This window comes from Streptomyces sp. NPDC030799 (assembly GCF_055572255.1).
The window spans coordinates 448,951-463,466 of record NZ_JBVIDS010000005.1; the positions used below are offsets into that span (position 1 = coordinate 448,951).

At 70.2% G+C, this 14,516-nt stretch carries 14 protein-coding genes and 3 pseudogenes; 5 read left to right on the top strand and 12 right to left on the bottom strand.

Annotated elements, in window-relative coordinates; genetic code table 11:
* Position 1: 1 nt before the first annotated feature.
* From ACZ41I_RS15670 to ACZ41I_RS15680, 3 genes and pseudogenes are all read right to left on the bottom strand, one after another.
* Positions 2–1,357: an NAD(P)/FAD-dependent oxidoreductase gene (locus ACZ41I_RS15670; protein ID WP_468514338.1), complete on the bottom strand. Its 1,356-nt coding sequence runs from the start codon at positions 1,355–1,357 to the stop codon at positions 2–4.
* Positions 1,347–1,556: a ferredoxin gene (locus ACZ41I_RS15675; protein ID WP_399768432.1), complete on the bottom strand. Its 210-nt coding sequence runs from the start codon at positions 1,554–1,556 to the stop codon at positions 1,347–1,349. The genes ACZ41I_RS15670 and ACZ41I_RS15675 overlap by 11 nt, the downstream gene beginning before the upstream one ends.
* 100 nt (positions 1,557–1,656) lie before the next feature.
* Positions 1,657–1,809, bottom strand: a pseudogene (locus tag ACZ41I_RS15680) (glycoside hydrolase family 15 protein); the annotation flags it as partial.
* A 729-nt stretch (positions 1,810–2,538) separates the two neighbouring features.
* On the opposite strand from ACZ41I_RS15680, the gene ACZ41I_RS15685 reads away from it, so the two are divergent.
* From ACZ41I_RS15685 to ACZ41I_RS15695, 3 genes are all read left to right on the top strand, one after another.
* Positions 2,539–3,582 carry a zinc-dependent alcohol dehydrogenase family protein gene (locus tag ACZ41I_RS15685; RefSeq protein ID WP_468514339.1) on the top strand — a complete coding sequence of 348 codons (1,044 nt, stop codon included), beginning with the start codon at positions 2,539–2,541 and terminating at the stop codon, positions 3,580–3,582.
* Between the two features lie 178 nt (positions 3,583–3,760).
* Complete coding sequence (locus ACZ41I_RS15690) at positions 3,761–4,150, top strand: SDR family NAD(P)-dependent oxidoreductase (RefSeq protein WP_468514340.1); 390 nt, start codon at positions 3,761–3,763, stop codon at positions 4,148–4,150.
* Positions 4,140–4,898: an SDR family oxidoreductase gene (locus ACZ41I_RS15695; protein ID WP_468514341.1), complete on the top strand. Its 759-nt coding sequence runs from the start codon at positions 4,140–4,142 to the stop codon at positions 4,896–4,898. Before ACZ41I_RS15690 ends, ACZ41I_RS15695 begins: the two co-directional genes overlap by 11 nt.
* A 279-nt stretch (positions 4,899–5,177) precedes the next feature.
* Here the strand turns inward: ACZ41I_RS15695 and ACZ41I_RS15700 are convergent, their stop codons facing one another.
* The 3 genes and pseudogenes from ACZ41I_RS15700 to ACZ41I_RS15710 form a co-directional block, all read right to left on the bottom strand.
* The gene (locus tag ACZ41I_RS15700) at positions 5,178–5,312 is read right to left on the bottom strand and encodes a hypothetical protein (protein WP_399768234.1); all 135 of its coding nucleotides are present in this window, start codon (positions 5,310–5,312) and stop codon (positions 5,178–5,180) included.
* A gap of 25 nt (positions 5,313–5,337) precedes the next feature.
* Positions 5,338–5,733: pseudogene (locus tag ACZ41I_RS15705) on the bottom strand (glycoside hydrolase family 15 protein); the annotation flags it as partial.
* 122 nt (positions 5,734–5,855) lie between these two features.
* Complete coding sequence (locus ACZ41I_RS15710) at positions 5,856–6,347, bottom strand: winged helix-turn-helix transcriptional regulator (RefSeq protein ID WP_399768238.1); 492 nt, start codon at positions 6,345–6,347, stop codon at positions 5,856–5,858.
* Positions 6,348–6,455: 108 nt separating this feature from the next.
* Here ACZ41I_RS15710 and ACZ41I_RS15715 point away from each other — a divergent pair, with 108 nt between their 5' ends.
* Together ACZ41I_RS15715 and ACZ41I_RS15720 are read left to right on the top strand one after the other, a co-directional pair.
* The gene (locus tag ACZ41I_RS15715) at positions 6,456–7,154 is read left to right on the top strand and encodes an SDR family oxidoreductase (protein ID WP_363221191.1); all 699 of its coding nucleotides are present in this window, start codon (positions 6,456–6,458) and stop codon (positions 7,152–7,154) included.
* Positions 7,155–7,166: 12 nt separating this feature from the next.
* Complete coding sequence (locus ACZ41I_RS15720; protein ID WP_468514342.1) at positions 7,167–8,750, top strand: MFS transporter; 1,584 nt, start codon at positions 7,167–7,169, stop codon at positions 8,748–8,750.
* A 67-nt stretch (positions 8,751–8,817) separates the two neighbouring features.
* Here the strand turns inward: ACZ41I_RS15720 and ACZ41I_RS15725 are convergent.
* The 6 genes and pseudogenes from ACZ41I_RS15725 to ACZ41I_RS15750 all read right to left on the bottom strand — a co-directional run.
* Positions 8,818–9,087 (bottom strand): annotated as a pseudogene (locus ACZ41I_RS15725) (phosphorothioated DNA-binding restriction endonuclease); the annotation flags it as partial.
* Complete coding sequence (locus tag ACZ41I_RS15730) at positions 9,035–9,769, bottom strand: ATP-binding protein (protein ID WP_468514343.1); 735 nt, start codon at positions 9,767–9,769, stop codon at positions 9,035–9,037. The gene ACZ41I_RS15730 and the pseudogene ACZ41I_RS15725, both read right to left, overlap by 53 nt.
* Positions 9,750–10,394: a lactate utilization protein C gene (locus tag ACZ41I_RS15735; protein ID WP_399768246.1), complete on the bottom strand. Its 645-nt coding sequence runs from the start codon at positions 10,392–10,394 to the stop codon at positions 9,750–9,752. The genes ACZ41I_RS15730 and ACZ41I_RS15735 overlap by 20 nt, the downstream gene beginning before the upstream one ends.
* Positions 10,391–11,836, bottom strand: coding sequence for a LutB/LldF family L-lactate oxidation iron-sulfur protein (locus tag ACZ41I_RS15740; RefSeq protein WP_468514344.1), 1,446 nt, complete (start codon positions 11,834–11,836; stop codon positions 10,391–10,393). Before ACZ41I_RS15740 ends, ACZ41I_RS15735 begins: the two co-directional genes overlap by 4 nt.
* A complete protein-coding gene (locus ACZ41I_RS15745) occupies positions 11,833–12,648 on the bottom strand; it encodes a (Fe-S)-binding protein (protein WP_468514345.1) in 816 nt (271 codons plus the stop codon). Before ACZ41I_RS15745 ends, ACZ41I_RS15740 begins: the two co-directional genes overlap by 4 nt.
* 32 nt (positions 12,649–12,680) lie before the next feature.
* Positions 12,681–14,414, bottom strand: a complete 1,734-nt coding sequence (locus tag ACZ41I_RS15750) for an L-lactate permease (protein ID WP_468514346.1) — start codon at positions 14,412–14,414, stop codon at positions 12,681–12,683.
* Positions 14,415–14,516 lie beyond the last annotated feature (102 nt).

The following is a 14,516-nucleotide window of genomic DNA, read 5'->3' on the forward strand; positions in this document are numbered from 1 at the left end:
GCTACACCACGGTCAGCCGGCGGTCGGGAAGGTGACCGGTGAGCGCGACGGTCGGGCCGTGGGACAGCACCGACGGATCCGGTACGTCGGACGGAATCGGAACGTCGGCCGCGATCGCCCGGTCGGCCGCGCCGGGCGGGGGCGGGAAGGGGGCGGCCGTTTCGATCAGGTGCCGGTAGTAGTTGAGCGACTTGGCCATGTCGACGGTGACGGCGGCGGTGACCCGGCCCCTGTAGCCGTAGACCATGGCGAGCCGGCGCGCCTCCAGGGAACCCTGCGCGATGACGACGTGATCGGAGTAGGTGGGCACGCCCACCGACTTGATGTTGAGCCCGAACTGCGTCGACCAGAACACGGGGATGGACAGGTGCGGGCGCTGCAGCGGTCCAGGGTTGACCATGTTGTGCGCCGCCACCTCGGCCTGCTCCACCGCGTTCCCCCAGTGCTCCAGGGACAGCATCTGGTAGCCGAACAGCGGATGGGGAAAGCGGGAGACGTCGCCGGCCACGAAGACGTCGTCGGTGACGATCCCGTACATGTTGAAGGCGCGGCAGCCTGCGTCGCAGGCGATCCCGCGCGGGCCCGCCGCCAGTCCGGAGTCCGCCAGCCACTCCACATTGCGGACCGCCCCGAGCGCCACGACGCACACGTCCGCCTCGACACGGCTGCCGTCGGACAGCTGCGCACCGGTGAAGGCGCCGTTCCCGTTCAGGGCGGTGACCGTCACCCCGGTGCGCAGGTCCACGCCGTGGTTGCGCTGCATGACGGCCGCGAGCTTCGACAGCGTGCCGCCGAGCGCGCCCACCAGGGGTGCGGGGCCGCGTTCGGCGACTGTGACCTGCAGCTCCAGTTCACGGCAGGCGGAAGCGATCTCCGAGCCGGTGAAGCCGGCGCCGATCACCAGTACCCGCTCCGGCCCGGCGGCCAGCCGCTCAGCCAGCCCCTTCCCGTCCTCGCGCGTGCGGAGGGTGAACACCCCGTCCAGGGCGGCTTCCCCAGGGTTGGGCCAGGGCCGCGCCCGGGTGCCGGTTGCGATCAGGAGCCGGTCGTACGGCAGCGACTCGCCGTCTTCCAACAGCACCCGTTTGGGCAGCAGGTCCACACCGGTGGCGCGGACGCCGAGCCGCCACTCGGCCTCGGGGTCGCGGCGCTGCGGCAGCTCGGTGGTGTCCGCCGTCGCCTGCCCGAGCAGCACCTGCTTGGACAGTGGCGGCCGGTCGTAGGGCGCATGGGGCTCGTCGCCGACTACGGTCAGTGAGCCGGTGAAGCCTTCCTCACGCAGGGCCTCCGCGGCCCGCAGCCCGGCCAGCGACGCGCCGACGATGACGATACGGCCGTCCTTGAGGTCATCGGGCACCGGTACTCACCTCTTCACCGAGGAGGATGGCCTGGACGGGACATGCCGCGGCGGCCTGGCGCACGCGTTCTACCTGATCGTCGGGCACGGCCGTGGCATACAGCAGGCCTTCCTCGCCGTGCAGCTCGAACACGTCCGGGGCGAGGAACACGCACTGGGCGTAGCCCTGGCAGCGAGTGAGATCGACAACGGTCCGCATCGTCACCACTTCCTCCGCTGTCTCACCCCCCTCATCTCCAGCATGGGTGGAGATGAGGGGGCTCGCACGGTGACTGCCGAGGGGTGCCCCCCGTCCGCCGTCAGCTCAGGGCGCAGTGGAGGTTGAATGCAGCACTGATCAGGACAAGGTGCGTAAACGCCTGAGGGAAGTTGCCCAGTTGCTCGCCGGTGTGGCTGATCTCCTCGGCGTACAGGCCGACATGGTTGGCGTAGGTGAGAACCTGGTCAGCGGCATCGTCAGAAGTACAGCGTCCAGCACGTCGCCGCCCTGGTACTGGACGAAGGCATGCCGGATCGACGACCAGCCATGGTCCAGGATCCGCCAGTAGATCGTGGGTCCCGTCGGTGCCCACCAAGGCAGCCGTGCGCAGATCGCCGATGAGGCCGTGATCAGCGATCGGGAGACACCGGGCGGGCGGCTCCGACCGTGCGACGTGGCTTTCCACGCCGCCGATCGCAGCGTCCGTCAGGGTCTGCCGACGCTGAAGAGAGGGCGCTCCACCGTTGCAGTGCTCCGGTCACTGCGCCGTACAGCAGCCGCGTGAACAGGTGCCATCAGTTTGGATGCCGGTGCGACAGTTCCCGTGAGTCGAGGGCCAGTTCGCGCAGCGTGGCCCGGCGGCACCTTGCCGCCGCTCCGCTGAAGCCTCTCGCCCCCGCTCCACTGCCGGGATCAACCGGCCGCCGTGAAGAGCCCCTGTGCACCCTCCTGCTGTTGCCGTCCGGACCAGACGGGCTTCCCTGCGACCAAGTGCTGAATGCGACGCTGCTCGACTGCGTCGCCACCCTCATCGACGAATGCGCCACGTCCCATGTCCTCCTCGCGGAACGGAGCGGGTCCGCCGCCGAGAACCTTCCTGAGGCCGGGGGTAGCGTGAAGTGACGGACACCCAGCTGAACTCGTGCTGCGGCGAAAGGCCCTGGGCGGGCCTCGGGCCCAGATGAGAGATGGAAGACCACTCATGCCTCGATCCATGCGCGCGCTCGTAGCTGTGGAGGCCGGCGAGCCCACTGATGTGCTGCGGCTGGAATCCCGGCCCATTCCCGTGCCGAAAGCCGGTCAGGCGTTGATCCGTGTGAAGGCGACCCCGGTTCACGCGAGTGATCTGCACGTGCTGCGCGGCCGCTACGGCTTCTCCCCGACGTTTCCCGCTGTCGGGGGCAACATGGAGTGCGTGGGTCGTATCGAGGCTCTGGGCCCGGACACCGAGGGGCTGCAGGTCGGTGAGCGCGTGGTGGCCGCTGCGGTCCCCGCGGTACCCGGACCCCCTGTGGCCGGCACCTGGCAGGAATACCTCGTGGCCGATACACACAGGCTTCTGCCGGTGCCCGACCATCTGAGCGACTCCAGCGCCTGCCAACTCGCCGTCAATCCGTTGACCGCGCTGCTCCTCGTAACGCGCGAACTCGACGTACAGCCGGGTGAATGGCTTCTGCAGACGGCCGCGGGCTCCACCGTCGGCCGGCTCGTCATCCAGCTGTCCCGGCACCTGGGTATCCGCACGATCAACGTCGTGCGGCGACGCACCGCCGTGGAGGAGATCAAGGCACTCGGCGGGGATGAGGTCATCTGCACCGAGGACGAGGACCTACTGCAGCGTGTCGCCGAGACAGCGGGGCCGGCCGGCGTGCGCAAGGCCGTCGACTGCGTGGCAGGCCCCGTGGGCGCCCAGGTGTCCCAGGCACTCGCTCCGGGAGGACAGCTGGTGGTCTACGGCGCACTCTCCACCCACCGGCAGACCGACCCCGCCGCGCTGACGATCCCGCTGCAGGCACGCTCGGTCATCTACGAGACCAAAGCAGTCCGTGGCTTCTGGCTGAACCGATGGTTCGGCACCGCCTCACCCGAGGACGCGCTGCACGCGCTGTCCCAGGTGCGCAGCCTCGTCACCGACGAGGTGCTGAGCATCCCCCAAGGCCAGCCGTTCCCGCTCGAACGCTTCACAGAAGCCGTCGCGCTCGCCGAAGCACCCGCACACGGCACCAAGCCACTGTTCGTCTTCTAAGACGGCCAGGCGGTGGACATCAGGGCCCTGCAGCCGGGCGCCGTCTCACATGCGTCGCTGCGGCGTTCGATGCACGCTGGTGGGGGAGAGGGCCTCTTGCGTGGACAACCTGCGTGCGTGACGACCCGGCCGTCCCGGCACGGTACGAAATCAGGTGCGGAAGCGGGAAGGAAGCGCGATGGAGATCAAAGAATCGACTGCCCTGGTCACGGGAGCCAACCGTGGCATCGGCTACGTGTTCGCCCGCGCACTGATCGCGCGGGGAGCGGCCACGGTCTACGCCGGTGTCCGCGATCCGGCGAGCGTGAGCGGCGAGGACCTGACTCCGCTGCGTCTGGACGTCACCGTGCCGGAGGAGGTCGCCGCCGCAGCCGGCGACGCCACCATTGTGATCAACAACGTCGGCGTCGGAGGCTTCACCACCAAGCTGCTGACGGGATCCTTCGACGGCGCGCGCCAGGCGGTGGAGATCAACCACTTCGGCACCTGGGCCGTGTCGCGTGCCTGCGCCCCGGTCCTCGGCACGAGCTCGGCAAGATCGCAGCGCAGGAGGATTCATGAACGTTGAGCCGCCTGCGGGATACGGCTCCCGCGACCAGGCCCTGCACGGACAGACCCTCGTCGTCCTCGGCGGGAGCGCGGGTATCGGGCTGGCGACCGCACGGCTCGCCCGCAACCAGGGCGCGTCGGTGGTCCTCACCGGCAGGGACCCGGAACGGCTGCGCACCGCGGCCAAGGAAGCCGACGCACTCAGCACCGCGGCTTTCGACGCGCACGACCCCGTGCAGCTGGAGCGGTTCTTCCAGCAACTGCCGGGGCCGATCGACCACGTGCTGGTCACCGCGGGCGGCCCGTCCTACGGCCGCCTTCTGGACATGGACGCCGAGCAGGCACGCCGGGCGATCAGCGACCACATGGTGCTCGCACTCGAGGTCGCGCGCCACTGCGCCGGCACCGTACGGCCCGGCGGCACGCTGCTGCTTCTGGGCGGCACGGGAGCCCGCCGGGTCCGGGCCGCTCTCGGTGTCGCCCCCACGGTCACCGCCGCGATGCCCGCGTTCACGGCCAGTCTGGCACTCGAGCTCGCGCCGGTCCGGGTGAACCTGATCGCCCCGGGCTTCGTGGACACCCCATTGTCGGCCCGGCTGCTCGGCGACACGCTCGACGCCCGTCGCGAGGAGCTGCGCACCACGCTGCCGATCGGGCGTGTGGTCGTACCCGAGGACGTGGCGGCGCTCGCCGTGCACATGATGACCAACAGCGCACTCACAGGTGCGACGTACGACGTCGACGGGGGCCAGCAGCTCGTCGGCTGACCCACGCGTCGGTGGCGGTCATTTGCCGGGCATCGCGGTGGCCCGCGGTTGTGTGCTCCGGGCGTGATCGCGGTACTGGGCCGGAAAGGTGGCCGGCGCCGTGAGCATTTTCCTGCGGTGCTTCCTCGGCCACCCAGTGGCCGGTGCCGGGACTACGCTCCGCACGTCGTGGGCGACGCGTTTCATCGCGCCGGCGACACTCTCCCCGAGGCCCCCGGCACCGCCGGTCGCGAGGTGAATCAGCGCGCATCACTCCGGATGACACGCTGTTCGCGGCCATCATCTCCTGGGGGCCCCACACATAGGTGCACGGGAACTGTCATGACCTGCTATGTGCATGGCGCGGTCGACGGCCACCCAGCACATGAGACGGGAGAAGAGGAACTTCTTGCGTCCGCCGCGGGTCTTCCACACGCCCTCGTCCGGCTCGTCCCAGTGCTCAGACCCAGTCCACCAGCTCGCACGCCGCGCACCACTGGCCGCTGGTCAGGGGCTGGCACCACATGTCGTACAGGTAAGCGGAGCAGAGCAGGACGCCGCAGAAGTCGAGCTGCAGCTGAGTGGCGGCGTCGTTGCCGATCCGCACAGGGGCCGAGCCGCGGTAGCCCTCCAGGTGGGAGAGCTCACGCTCGGGCAGCTCGGCTCGGCCGTCGATGCCGTACATCATCTGCAGCCGGCCGGAAGGGTCCGGGCGCTGGTCGATGTGGTGGGTGAGGGAGTCGATGAACGCCTCGGCTTCCTCGGCGAAGCCGAGCCTGAGCAGCGCATGGACAGCGAACGCGGAATCCCGTTTCCATGCGTAGCGGTAGTCCCAGTTCCGGCCCCGCCGAGTTGCTCGGACAGGCCGGTGGTGGGGCTGCCACGATCGCGACCGGGGGAGCGTGCCGGTCGGCGATGGCGGGGCGGGTCACTTCTGCGGTGGAATCGTCCCGCCGGGTGTGTCAGCCGCGGCGGGGTTCAGGGACTGCTCGGGCGGACGCGAATGAGACCCGGGCCGGCGTCGACGAATGAGTCCCCGATCGGCACGTCGTGGCCGTCGTCGCAGCGGAGCACCGCGTGCACCGGGGCGCCGCAGTTCTCGTGGCGTACGACCACGGGGGGCCCTTGTTCGTCGGCGGCCCAGGTGTCGCCCCACTGCCGCAGCGCCACGATGACGGCCCGGAAGTCCCGCCCTTTCTGCGTCAGTTGATAGGCGTACCGGGTCCGCTGGCCGGGCTCCTGGTAAGGGACGCGCTCCAGGAGACCGGCGGCGGTCAGTTCTTTCAGGCGCGCTGCAGCGGCGGGTTCACCGATGCCCACACGTTTGGCGAAGTCGTCGAACCGGCGTGTGCCGAAGAACGCCTCGCGCATGATCAGCAGCGCCGTCCTGTTGCCGACGATCTCCAGAGTCCTGGCGATGGAGCAGTTGGCCATGGACCAGGCGTCCCGTTCCTCCAGCAGATCCTTCATCTCTCAACCCTCCACCTGGCTTGCCTCATGCAAAGCCAGCCTATACCGTCGTAGCTGGCTTCTGTAATCGTAAGTCAGCTCGGGTGAGTGCGCCCCGAGGGAGGAATCATGGACATCAACACTGCAACCGTCCTGGTCACCGGGGCCAACCGCGGGCTCGGCAGGGCCCTCGCCCAGGAACTGGTTGCGCGTGGCGCCACTGTGTACGCGGCGGCCCGCCGACCGGACCAGATCGATCTGCCCGGCGTGAAGGCGATACGGCTCGACGTGACCGACCCCGCCTCGGTCGCCGCGGCTGCCGAGGAGGCCCGTGACATCACGGTGCTGATCAACAACGCGGGCAGTTCCACGGGCGCCGATCTGCTGACCGGCAGCTGGGACGCCGTCCGCCTGGAGATGGAGACCCACTATTTGGGCACCCTCGGCATGATCCGGGCCTTCGCTCCCGTGATCGAGTCCCAGGGCGGAGGCGCCGTCCTGAACATCCTGTCCGCGCTGTCGTGGATCAGCTTTCCCGCCGTCGGCGCCTACGCCGCCGCCAAGTCCGCGGAGTGGAGCATGACCAACGCGGTGCGCCAGCAGCTCGCACCCCGGGGAATCACCGTGTCCGGACTCCACGTCGGCTACATGGACACCGACATGGCCCGCCATGTCAACGGGCCCAAGACCGACCCGGCGGACGTCGCCCGTGCGGCCGTCGACGGCATCGCCTCCGGGGCTGCCGAGATCGTCGTCGACGACCGCAGCCGCCAGGTCCAGGCCGACCTCTCCGGTGGCGTCGGCGCCCTGTACCCGCAGCTCGGCTGAGACGAGGACCCCGTGACTTCCCTTCCTTCCCCCGCCCCGGGCCGGCTCAGGCCGACCGACCGGCAAACCGGTCTCCTGCCCTCCCCGAACCAGCCCTCCCGGCTCGCCGCCGCCGTCACGCTCATCGCGATGTGCCTGGGCGCCATGACGACCTTTCTGCTGATCACCGCATCGGTGTCGGCGCTGTCGGCCATCCAGGACGACCTGCACGTCTCCCCGACCGGCCTGGTCTGGATCCCCTCCGCGTACACCCTGCTCGTGGCCAGTCTGGTGATGTCCGCGGGCACCATGGGCAACCTCTACGGCCGTAAACGCGCCTTCGTCACCGGCGCCGCGATCATGATCATCGGCTCCCTCATCGTCTACGCGGCGGGTTCGGTGGACGGTGTCATCGCCGGCCAGCTCGTTTCCGGCCTCGGCGGTGCTCTCATCCTCCCCAACAGTCTGGCCGTCCTGGGAGCCACGTTCCCCGACCCGCACCGGCGCACAGAAGTCGTCACCATCTGGGCGGCCTCCTCCGGCATCGGGCTCGCCGTCGGCCCCCTGATCGCGGGCGCAGTGCTGGACCACTTCCACTGGAATACGGTCTTCCTGTCGACCGCCGTCCTCGCCGTGGTCACCATGGCCGCCGCGGTATTCGTCGCCGAATCGCGTGGCCCCAAGGGCAAGCTGGACATCCCCGGGCAGGTCCTGGCCGTCCTGGGCGTCGCCGCCCTCGTCTACGCCCTCATCGAAGGCGGACACGACGGCTACACCAGTCCCCGCATCCTCATCGCCTGGATCATCGCGGCCGCGGCCCTGACCGGGTTCGTCCTCGTCGAGCGTGCCGGCCGCACACCCATGCTGGACATCACCCTGTTCCGGTCGGCATCCTTCAGCGCCGTCATGTTCGTCGCGGCCGTCTCCCTGTTCGGCTTCACCGGCCTGGCCATCCTGTCGGTGCTCTTCTACGAGCGCGTCCAGCATCTGTCCGCCCTGGACGTGGGATGGCGGCTGCTGGCCTTCTTCGGCGTCTACGTCATCGTCAGCTACGCGACCGGACGCGTGATCCGCCGTACCGGCTTCAAGCTCCCGCTGACCGTGGGCTTCCTCATCGGAGCCGCCGCCACGGCCGGACTCACCACGCTGGATCCGACCACCCCTTACGCCCGGGTGTGGTGGCTGTTCGCGCTCTTCGGGGCCGCAAGCGGGATGGTGGCCGCGCCGAGCACCGCGGCGGCCCTGGTCAGCGTCTCCCACGAACGCGCCGGCATGGCCTCCGGAGCCGTCAACGCCTTCCGCCAGATCGGATCCGTCACCGGCTCCTCCCTCCTCGGTGCACTCCTCGCCGGCCGGCTCCAGTCCCGACTGCCGACCCGGCTCGACGTCCACCACGTTCCCCGAGCGGCCTGGCCCGCTGTCGAGCACGCCGTCTCCACCGGGAGCGGTAGCCACCGAGCGGCCCCGCCGAACGTGACCGCCGCGATCGGCGACGCCTTCACCTCCGGCGTCCACGCCGGCATGACCGTCATCGCCGCCGTATTCCTGTGCGCGGCCCTCGCCTCGGCCCTGCTGGTGCACAACCGACCGCACCACACCACTGTCACGACGAACTGACGCGTGACCGCGACGCCGAGCACCGGGGATTCGCCTGCGCAGCGATGCCGACGGGGTCGGGACGGTGTCAGGCCGCCGTGGCAGGGCGTGGCCGCCGTGGAAGACCTGACGGGTGTGCCAGCCGCGGTGAGCGGCCGCAACAGGACGCGCGCCGGACTGGGGGTCGAGCACAGTCCGTTCTCGATGTCGTCGGGGCCGCCGATGGCCCACCAGCGTACGGGGCGGCCTCCAGCCCAACCGGCACCGCGCCGACGCCGGCGTAACCGCAGAAGACGCACCGGTATTCATAGGCGGTCAACACCAACTCCCGCATCCGCCCGTCCCGCTGTCTGCTCGCGGGCGGGGTCTTGTTCGGAGGGCCGTATTCGGTGAGCAGTCTCTGGTCGTGCCGTCGTTCGGCGGGACGACCCCGAGGAGGCCGTCGACCTTCTTGGCGCCGAGGGCCGTAGCTGGCGCGGTGTCGGGGCGTTGCGATCCACCCGGGCGGTCTCCGCAGGACGCGCGCCGGGTGAACCCTCCTGCAAGGTCGCCCAGGCGCATGTGCCGTACGGCGTACGGTGCACACCGCACTGCCGGCTCAGCGCCTCCACCAGCAGAAGCCCCCGGCCGCCCTCCGCGAGGTCGCCGTGCGGGGTGGAGGCGACGGGCCCGTGCCGCATGCCGCTGTCGAAGACCTCGATCCACACGTCCGTCGGGGAACGCGTGAGCCGGAGGCTCACGTCGGCGGAGCCGCTGTGCCGGACCGTGTTGGTGACGAATTCGGAGACCACGACGCGCACCGCGTCGGCCACCTCCTCGCCGATCCGCCATGCCGTCAGCTGTGCCCGGGCGAAGGCTCTGGCCTGCGGCACCGCCCGCTCTTCGGCCGGCAGTGCGCAGACCGCGAGGGCGCTGGGGTTCTGGGGGCGCGGCTCCGGGTCGTCGGACACCGCTGCCCCGGGGCGGCACATGTCTCGGTCTGGGGCAGGCATGGCGACTCCTGTCATGAGAGACGTAAGGTCATACGACGATGAGGACATGGAGCGTGCGCGGGCCGTGCACGCCTTCCACCCGGTCGAGTTCGATGTCGCTGGTCGCCGAGGGCCCGGAGACGAACGTCAGAGGCCGGGCGGGCTCCAGGCGTGCCAGTGCGTCGGGGACACAGGCCACGACCTGTTCTGCCCGGAGCACGCACACATGGTGGTCGGGCACCAGGGTCAGAGCGCGTCGTCCCTGTCCCGGACCGCCGTCCAGGACGAGGGTGCCGGTCTCGGCGATCGCGACCGCGACGGTGGTGAGGACGCTGTCGACCCGGTCCAGGTCGCGAACGGGCAGCTGCGGATGGTCGTCGAGCACCCGGACCGGGTCCAGTTCCGCCTGCCAGGCAGGCGGGAAACCCCGCGGCACCACGACGCAGGCGGCATCGCGGGCGGCCAGGATCCGCGTGACGGCCGTGGGCACCGTCCCGTCGGCCACCAGCCGTACCGAGGCACCGTAGTCGGCAAGCCTCCTGGCGAGCAGTTCCACCGCCTCCGGGGAACCGGCAGCCGGCATACCGTCCGGCGAGTAGTTCCGGGTGACCGGCACGTCCTCGGGGCGCTCGTCTTCGGGGACGTCCGCGAGCGCCCGCCGGATGCGGCTGAGCACCTCTGTCCGCGCGTTCACTGATGTGTCCTCCTCCACCAGGCCCGGAAGCTCTCCCGGGCGGGCGCCGGTACGTCACGTGCCTCGGTCCATGCCGAGGGCGGGCCGGGCAGCCGGCTGATGCGGCCGCCGCGGGCGGCCAGCCGCCCGGCCGCGGCCGCCGCGCGCTGCGCCGCGGCCAGCCGGGACGGACTGGAGAGCACCGAGCGTGCCGCCGCCATGGCCAGCCGCTCGGGGCTCGGCACCCGGCGGGTGCGGGCCTCGTCGACCACCCTCGCCCGCAGATGGACCAGGACCTCCGGAATGTTGATCTTGACCGGGCAGACTTCGTAGCAGGCTCCGCACAGCGTCGAGGCGTACGGCAGGGAGCGGTCGGCCTTGGCTGCCGTGCCGCGCAGTTGCGGGGTGAGGATGGCGCCGATCGGGCCGGGGTAGACCGAGCCGTAGGCGTGTCCGCCGACGCGCTCGTAGACCGGGCAGACGTTCAGACAGGCTGAGCAGCGGATGCAGTTGAGGGCCTGGCGTCCGACGGGGTCGGCGAGCGTGTCGGTACGGCCGCCGTCCAGCAGCACCAGATGGAAGGTGTGCGGCCCGTCGTCGGCGGTGGTGCCGGTCCAGGTCGAGGTGTAGGGGTTCATCCGCTCGCCGGTGGAGGAGCGGGGCAGCAGTTGGAGGAAGATCTCCAGGTCCTGCCAGGTGGGGACGACTTTCTCGATGCCGACGACGGAGATGAGGGTCTCGGGCAGGGTGAGGCACATCCGCCCGTTGCCCTCCGACTCCGCGACGACCGCGGTGCCGGTCTCCGCCACCAGGAAGTTCGCTCCGGAGATCCCGACCTTGGCCCGTAGGAACTTCTCTCGCAGATGCCGGCGGGCCGCCTCGGCCAAGTGCCGCGGATCGTCGCTCAGATCGCCCGGCGCCGGACTGCCGTGGTCGCCCATGCTGCGCAGGAAGATCTCCCTGATCTCCGCCCGGTTGCGGTGGATGGCCGGTACGAGGATGTGCGAGGGCTGGTCCTCGCCGAGCTGGACGACCAGTTCGGCCAGGTCGGTCTCGTACGCGGCGATGCCCGCGTCGGCCAGCGCCTCATTCAGGCCGATCTCCTGAGTGGCCATCGACTTGACCTTGACCACCTCGCGCTCGCCCGTGGCCCGGACGAGGTCGACGACGATCCGTGCCGCCTCCTGCCCGTCGCGCGCCCAGTGCACCTGGCCGCCCGCTGCGGTGACCCGCTCCTCGAACTGCCGCAGGTAGTGGTCCAGGTGGCGCAGCGTGCGCTCCTTGACGGCCCGTCCGGCCTCGCGCAGCGCCTCCCAGTCGCCCACCTCGGCCACCGCCTCCGCACGCTTGTGACGGATGGTCGTGGTGGCGTGGGCGAGGTTGTGCCGCAACCGGGTGTCGGCGAGGGCGGTGCGTGCCGCAGCCGGGAACGTGGGAACGCCCAGGAAGGTGGGGCCGCTCATTGGATGCTCGTCCTTTCCGTGATGTCAGGCTGCTTCCTGGGCGGCGGGAGACGCCGCGGCAGCGACGGGGCGGCCGGTGTCCGGTCCTCCTCGGTGGCGGCGAGGATCTCGGCCAGGTGCAGTGTGCGCACTCCGGTGCGCAGCCGGGAAAGGACGCCGCCGATGTGCATCAGACAGGAGTTGTCGACCGCGCACAGCACCTCCGCCCCGGTGTCCAGCACATGCCGTGTCTTGTCCGCGCACATCGCTACCGAGGTGTCGGCGTTCTTCAGCGCGAAGGTGCCGCCGAAGCCGCAGCACTGGTCGGCGGCGGGCAGTTCGACCAGGTCGATGCCGCGTACGGCCCGCAGCAGGCTGAGCGGCTTGTCGCCCACGCCGAGCATGCGCTGCGAGTGGCACGTCGGGTGGTAGGTGACCCGGTGCGGGAAGTAGGCGCCGACGTCGGTGACGCCCAGCACGTCGACGACGAATTCCGACAGCTCGTAGACGTTCGGCGTGGCCCGCACCGCCTCCGAAAGCCGTGCGTCTCCCGCTACGTCGGCCACTCGCCCGTGGTACTCGCGCACCATGGCGGCGCAGGAGCCCGATGGGGTGACGACCGCGTCGTAGCCGGCGAAGGCCTCGGCGAAGCGGCGCACGAGCGGTACGCACTCCCGCTGGTAGCCGGTGTTGAAGTGCATCTGGCCGCAACAGGTCTGGGCGACGGGGAAGTCCACGGCACAGCCCAGGCGCTCCAGCAGCCTCACGACCGCCCGGCCGGTCTCCGGGTAGAGCGTGTCGGTCAGGCACGTGACGAACAGTGCGATCCGCATGATTCCTCCGGTCGATGAGGGCGCGTCGCCGCTCATGGGAGCATCCGGGCGAGCAGGGTCGACTGCAGCAGGACCAGGACGCAGAGAGCCAGCAGGAGCAGCAGGCTCCACTTGATCGCATGCCGGAACAGCACCGACTCCCGGCCCACGAGGCCGACCGCGGTGGCCGCGATCGTGAGGTTCTGCGGGCTGATCATCTTTCCGACGACGCCGCCCGAGGTGTTGGCCGCGACGAGCAGGGTCGGATTGAGCCCGGCCTTGTGCCCGGCGGCCTGCTGGAGGGTGGCGAACAGCGCGTTGGCCGAGGTGTCCGAGCCGGTGACCGCGGTGCCCAGCCAGCCCAGGATCGGCGAGAGGAAGGCGAAGGCCGCGCCCGCACCGGCGATCCAGGTGCCGATCGTGATGGTCTGGCCCGACAGGTTCATCACATAGGCGAGCGCCAGCACCGACGCTACGGTGAGCAGAGCCCAGCGGAGTCTGCCCACGGTGGCGCCGAACTCCCGGACCGCGGCGAGCGGGCTGATCCGGTAGACGGCCGCGACCAGCACACCGGACAGCAGCAGCAAAGTGCCCGGGGAGGACAGCCACGGGAAGGTGTAGACAGCGGCAGTGGACGGCTTCCCGGCGGCCGTGAGGACGTGTCCGTCCAGACCCGGCCAGCCGATCTTGAGATCGGTGCCGGCGAGGAAGTCCTTGACGGGTGTCCACAGCTTCGCCAGGGAGAAGACCGCGATCACGATCAGGTAGGGCAGGAAGGCCATGACCAGCCGGGGTCCGTTGTCCGGCCTCTCGGCGGTCGCCGTGCCGCCGGATGTCCGGCGGGTGCCGGTGGCCGCGCCGCCGCGCTCCCCCGGCTCGCCCGACGACGGGCCGCCGGGCGAGCCGGCGCCGGGGCCACTGCCGCCCTCCGCCTCGCGCTCTCGCAGCAGGTCTGCCCTGGCCTGCTCCCCGCCGCTGGGCTGCCAGACGCGGAGGAAGAGCACGACCGCCACCAGGGCCGCAAGTGAGGCGATGATGTCCGTGAGCTCCACCGAGATGAAGTTGGAGCTGACGAACTGGGCAAGTGCGAACACCGCACCGCAGACCAGTGCCACCGGCCAGGTCTGACGAATTCCGCGGCGACCGTCGACGAGCACGACGAGCAGCAGCGGTACGAAGAGGGCGATCAGTGGCGTCTGGCGGCCCACGTAGGCGCCGATGTCCGTGTAGGGGATCTTGGTGAGATTGCCCGCCGTGATGATCGGAATGGCGATGGCACCGAAGGCGACAGGTGCCGTGTTGGCGACCAGCACGGTGACCGCCGCGCGTACGGGCGCGAAGCCCAGAGCCATGAGCATGACGCCGGTGATCGCGACGGGGGCGCCGAAACCGGCCAGGGCCTCCAGCAGGGCGCCGAAGCAGAACGCGATGATGACGGCCTGGATCCGTGGGTCATCGCTGATCAGGCCGAAGGCGCGGCGGAGGTCCTCGAAGCGGCCGGTCACGACGGTGAGCTGGTAGAGCCAGATCGCGGTGACCACGATCCACATGATCGGGAAGAGGCCGAAGGAGGCCCCTTCACTCGCCGACAGCAGGGCGAGCTTGGCGGGCATGCCGTAGCACGCCAGGGCGACGGCGATCGCCACGGCGAGAGCGGCGAGCCCGGCCCAGTGGGCCTTCAGCCGCAGCCCGCCGAGGAGCGCGAACAAGGTGAGCAGGGGCAGGGAGGCGACGAGAGCGGAGAGCGCCAGGCTGTCCGCCAGGGGGGAGAGATCTGGCTGGTACATGCAACCCTCACATCAGGTCTTGGTCAGACCATGGTTTGGCTTCTCCACGTTTACACCTCCGTGGGGCCGCTTCCAAGAGGGCTGAAGCGAGAAAATTGCTTT

Coding starts and splice junctions, on each gene's coding strand:
- ACZ41I_RS15675 (WP_399768432.1), bottom strand. CDS start 1,556: ATGCGGACCGTTGTCGATCTCACTCGCTGCCAGGGCTACGCCCAGTGC.
- ACZ41I_RS15685 (WP_468514339.1), top strand. CDS start 2,539: ATGCCTCGATCCATGCGCGCGCTCGTAGCTGTGGAGGCCGGCGAGCCC.
- ACZ41I_RS15690 (WP_468514340.1), top strand. CDS start 3,761: ATGGAGATCAAAGAATCGACTGCCCTGGTCACGGGAGCCAACCGTGGC.
- ACZ41I_RS15695 (WP_468514341.1), top strand. CDS start 4,140: ATGAACGTTGAGCCGCCTGCGGGATACGGCTCCCGCGACCAGGCCCTG.
- ACZ41I_RS15710 (WP_399768238.1), bottom strand. CDS start 6,347: ATGAAGGATCTGCTGGAGGAACGGGACGCCTGGTCCATGGCCAACTGC.
- ACZ41I_RS15715 (WP_363221191.1), top strand. CDS start 6,456: ATGGACATCAACACTGCAACCGTCCTGGTCACCGGGGCCAACCGCGGG.
- ACZ41I_RS15730 (WP_468514343.1), bottom strand. CDS start 9,769: ATGTCCTCATCGTCGTATGACCTTACGTCTCTCATGACAGGAGTCGCC.
- ACZ41I_RS15740 (WP_468514344.1), bottom strand. CDS start 11,836: ATGAGCGGCCCCACCTTCCTGGGCGTTCCCACGTTCCCGGCTGCGGCA.
- ACZ41I_RS15745 (WP_468514345.1), bottom strand. CDS start 12,648: ATGCGGATCGCACTGTTCGTCACGTGCCTGACCGACACGCTCTACCCG.
- ACZ41I_RS15750 (WP_468514346.1), bottom strand. CDS start 14,414: ATGTACCAGCCAGATCTCTCCCCCCTGGCGGACAGCCTGGCGCTCTCC.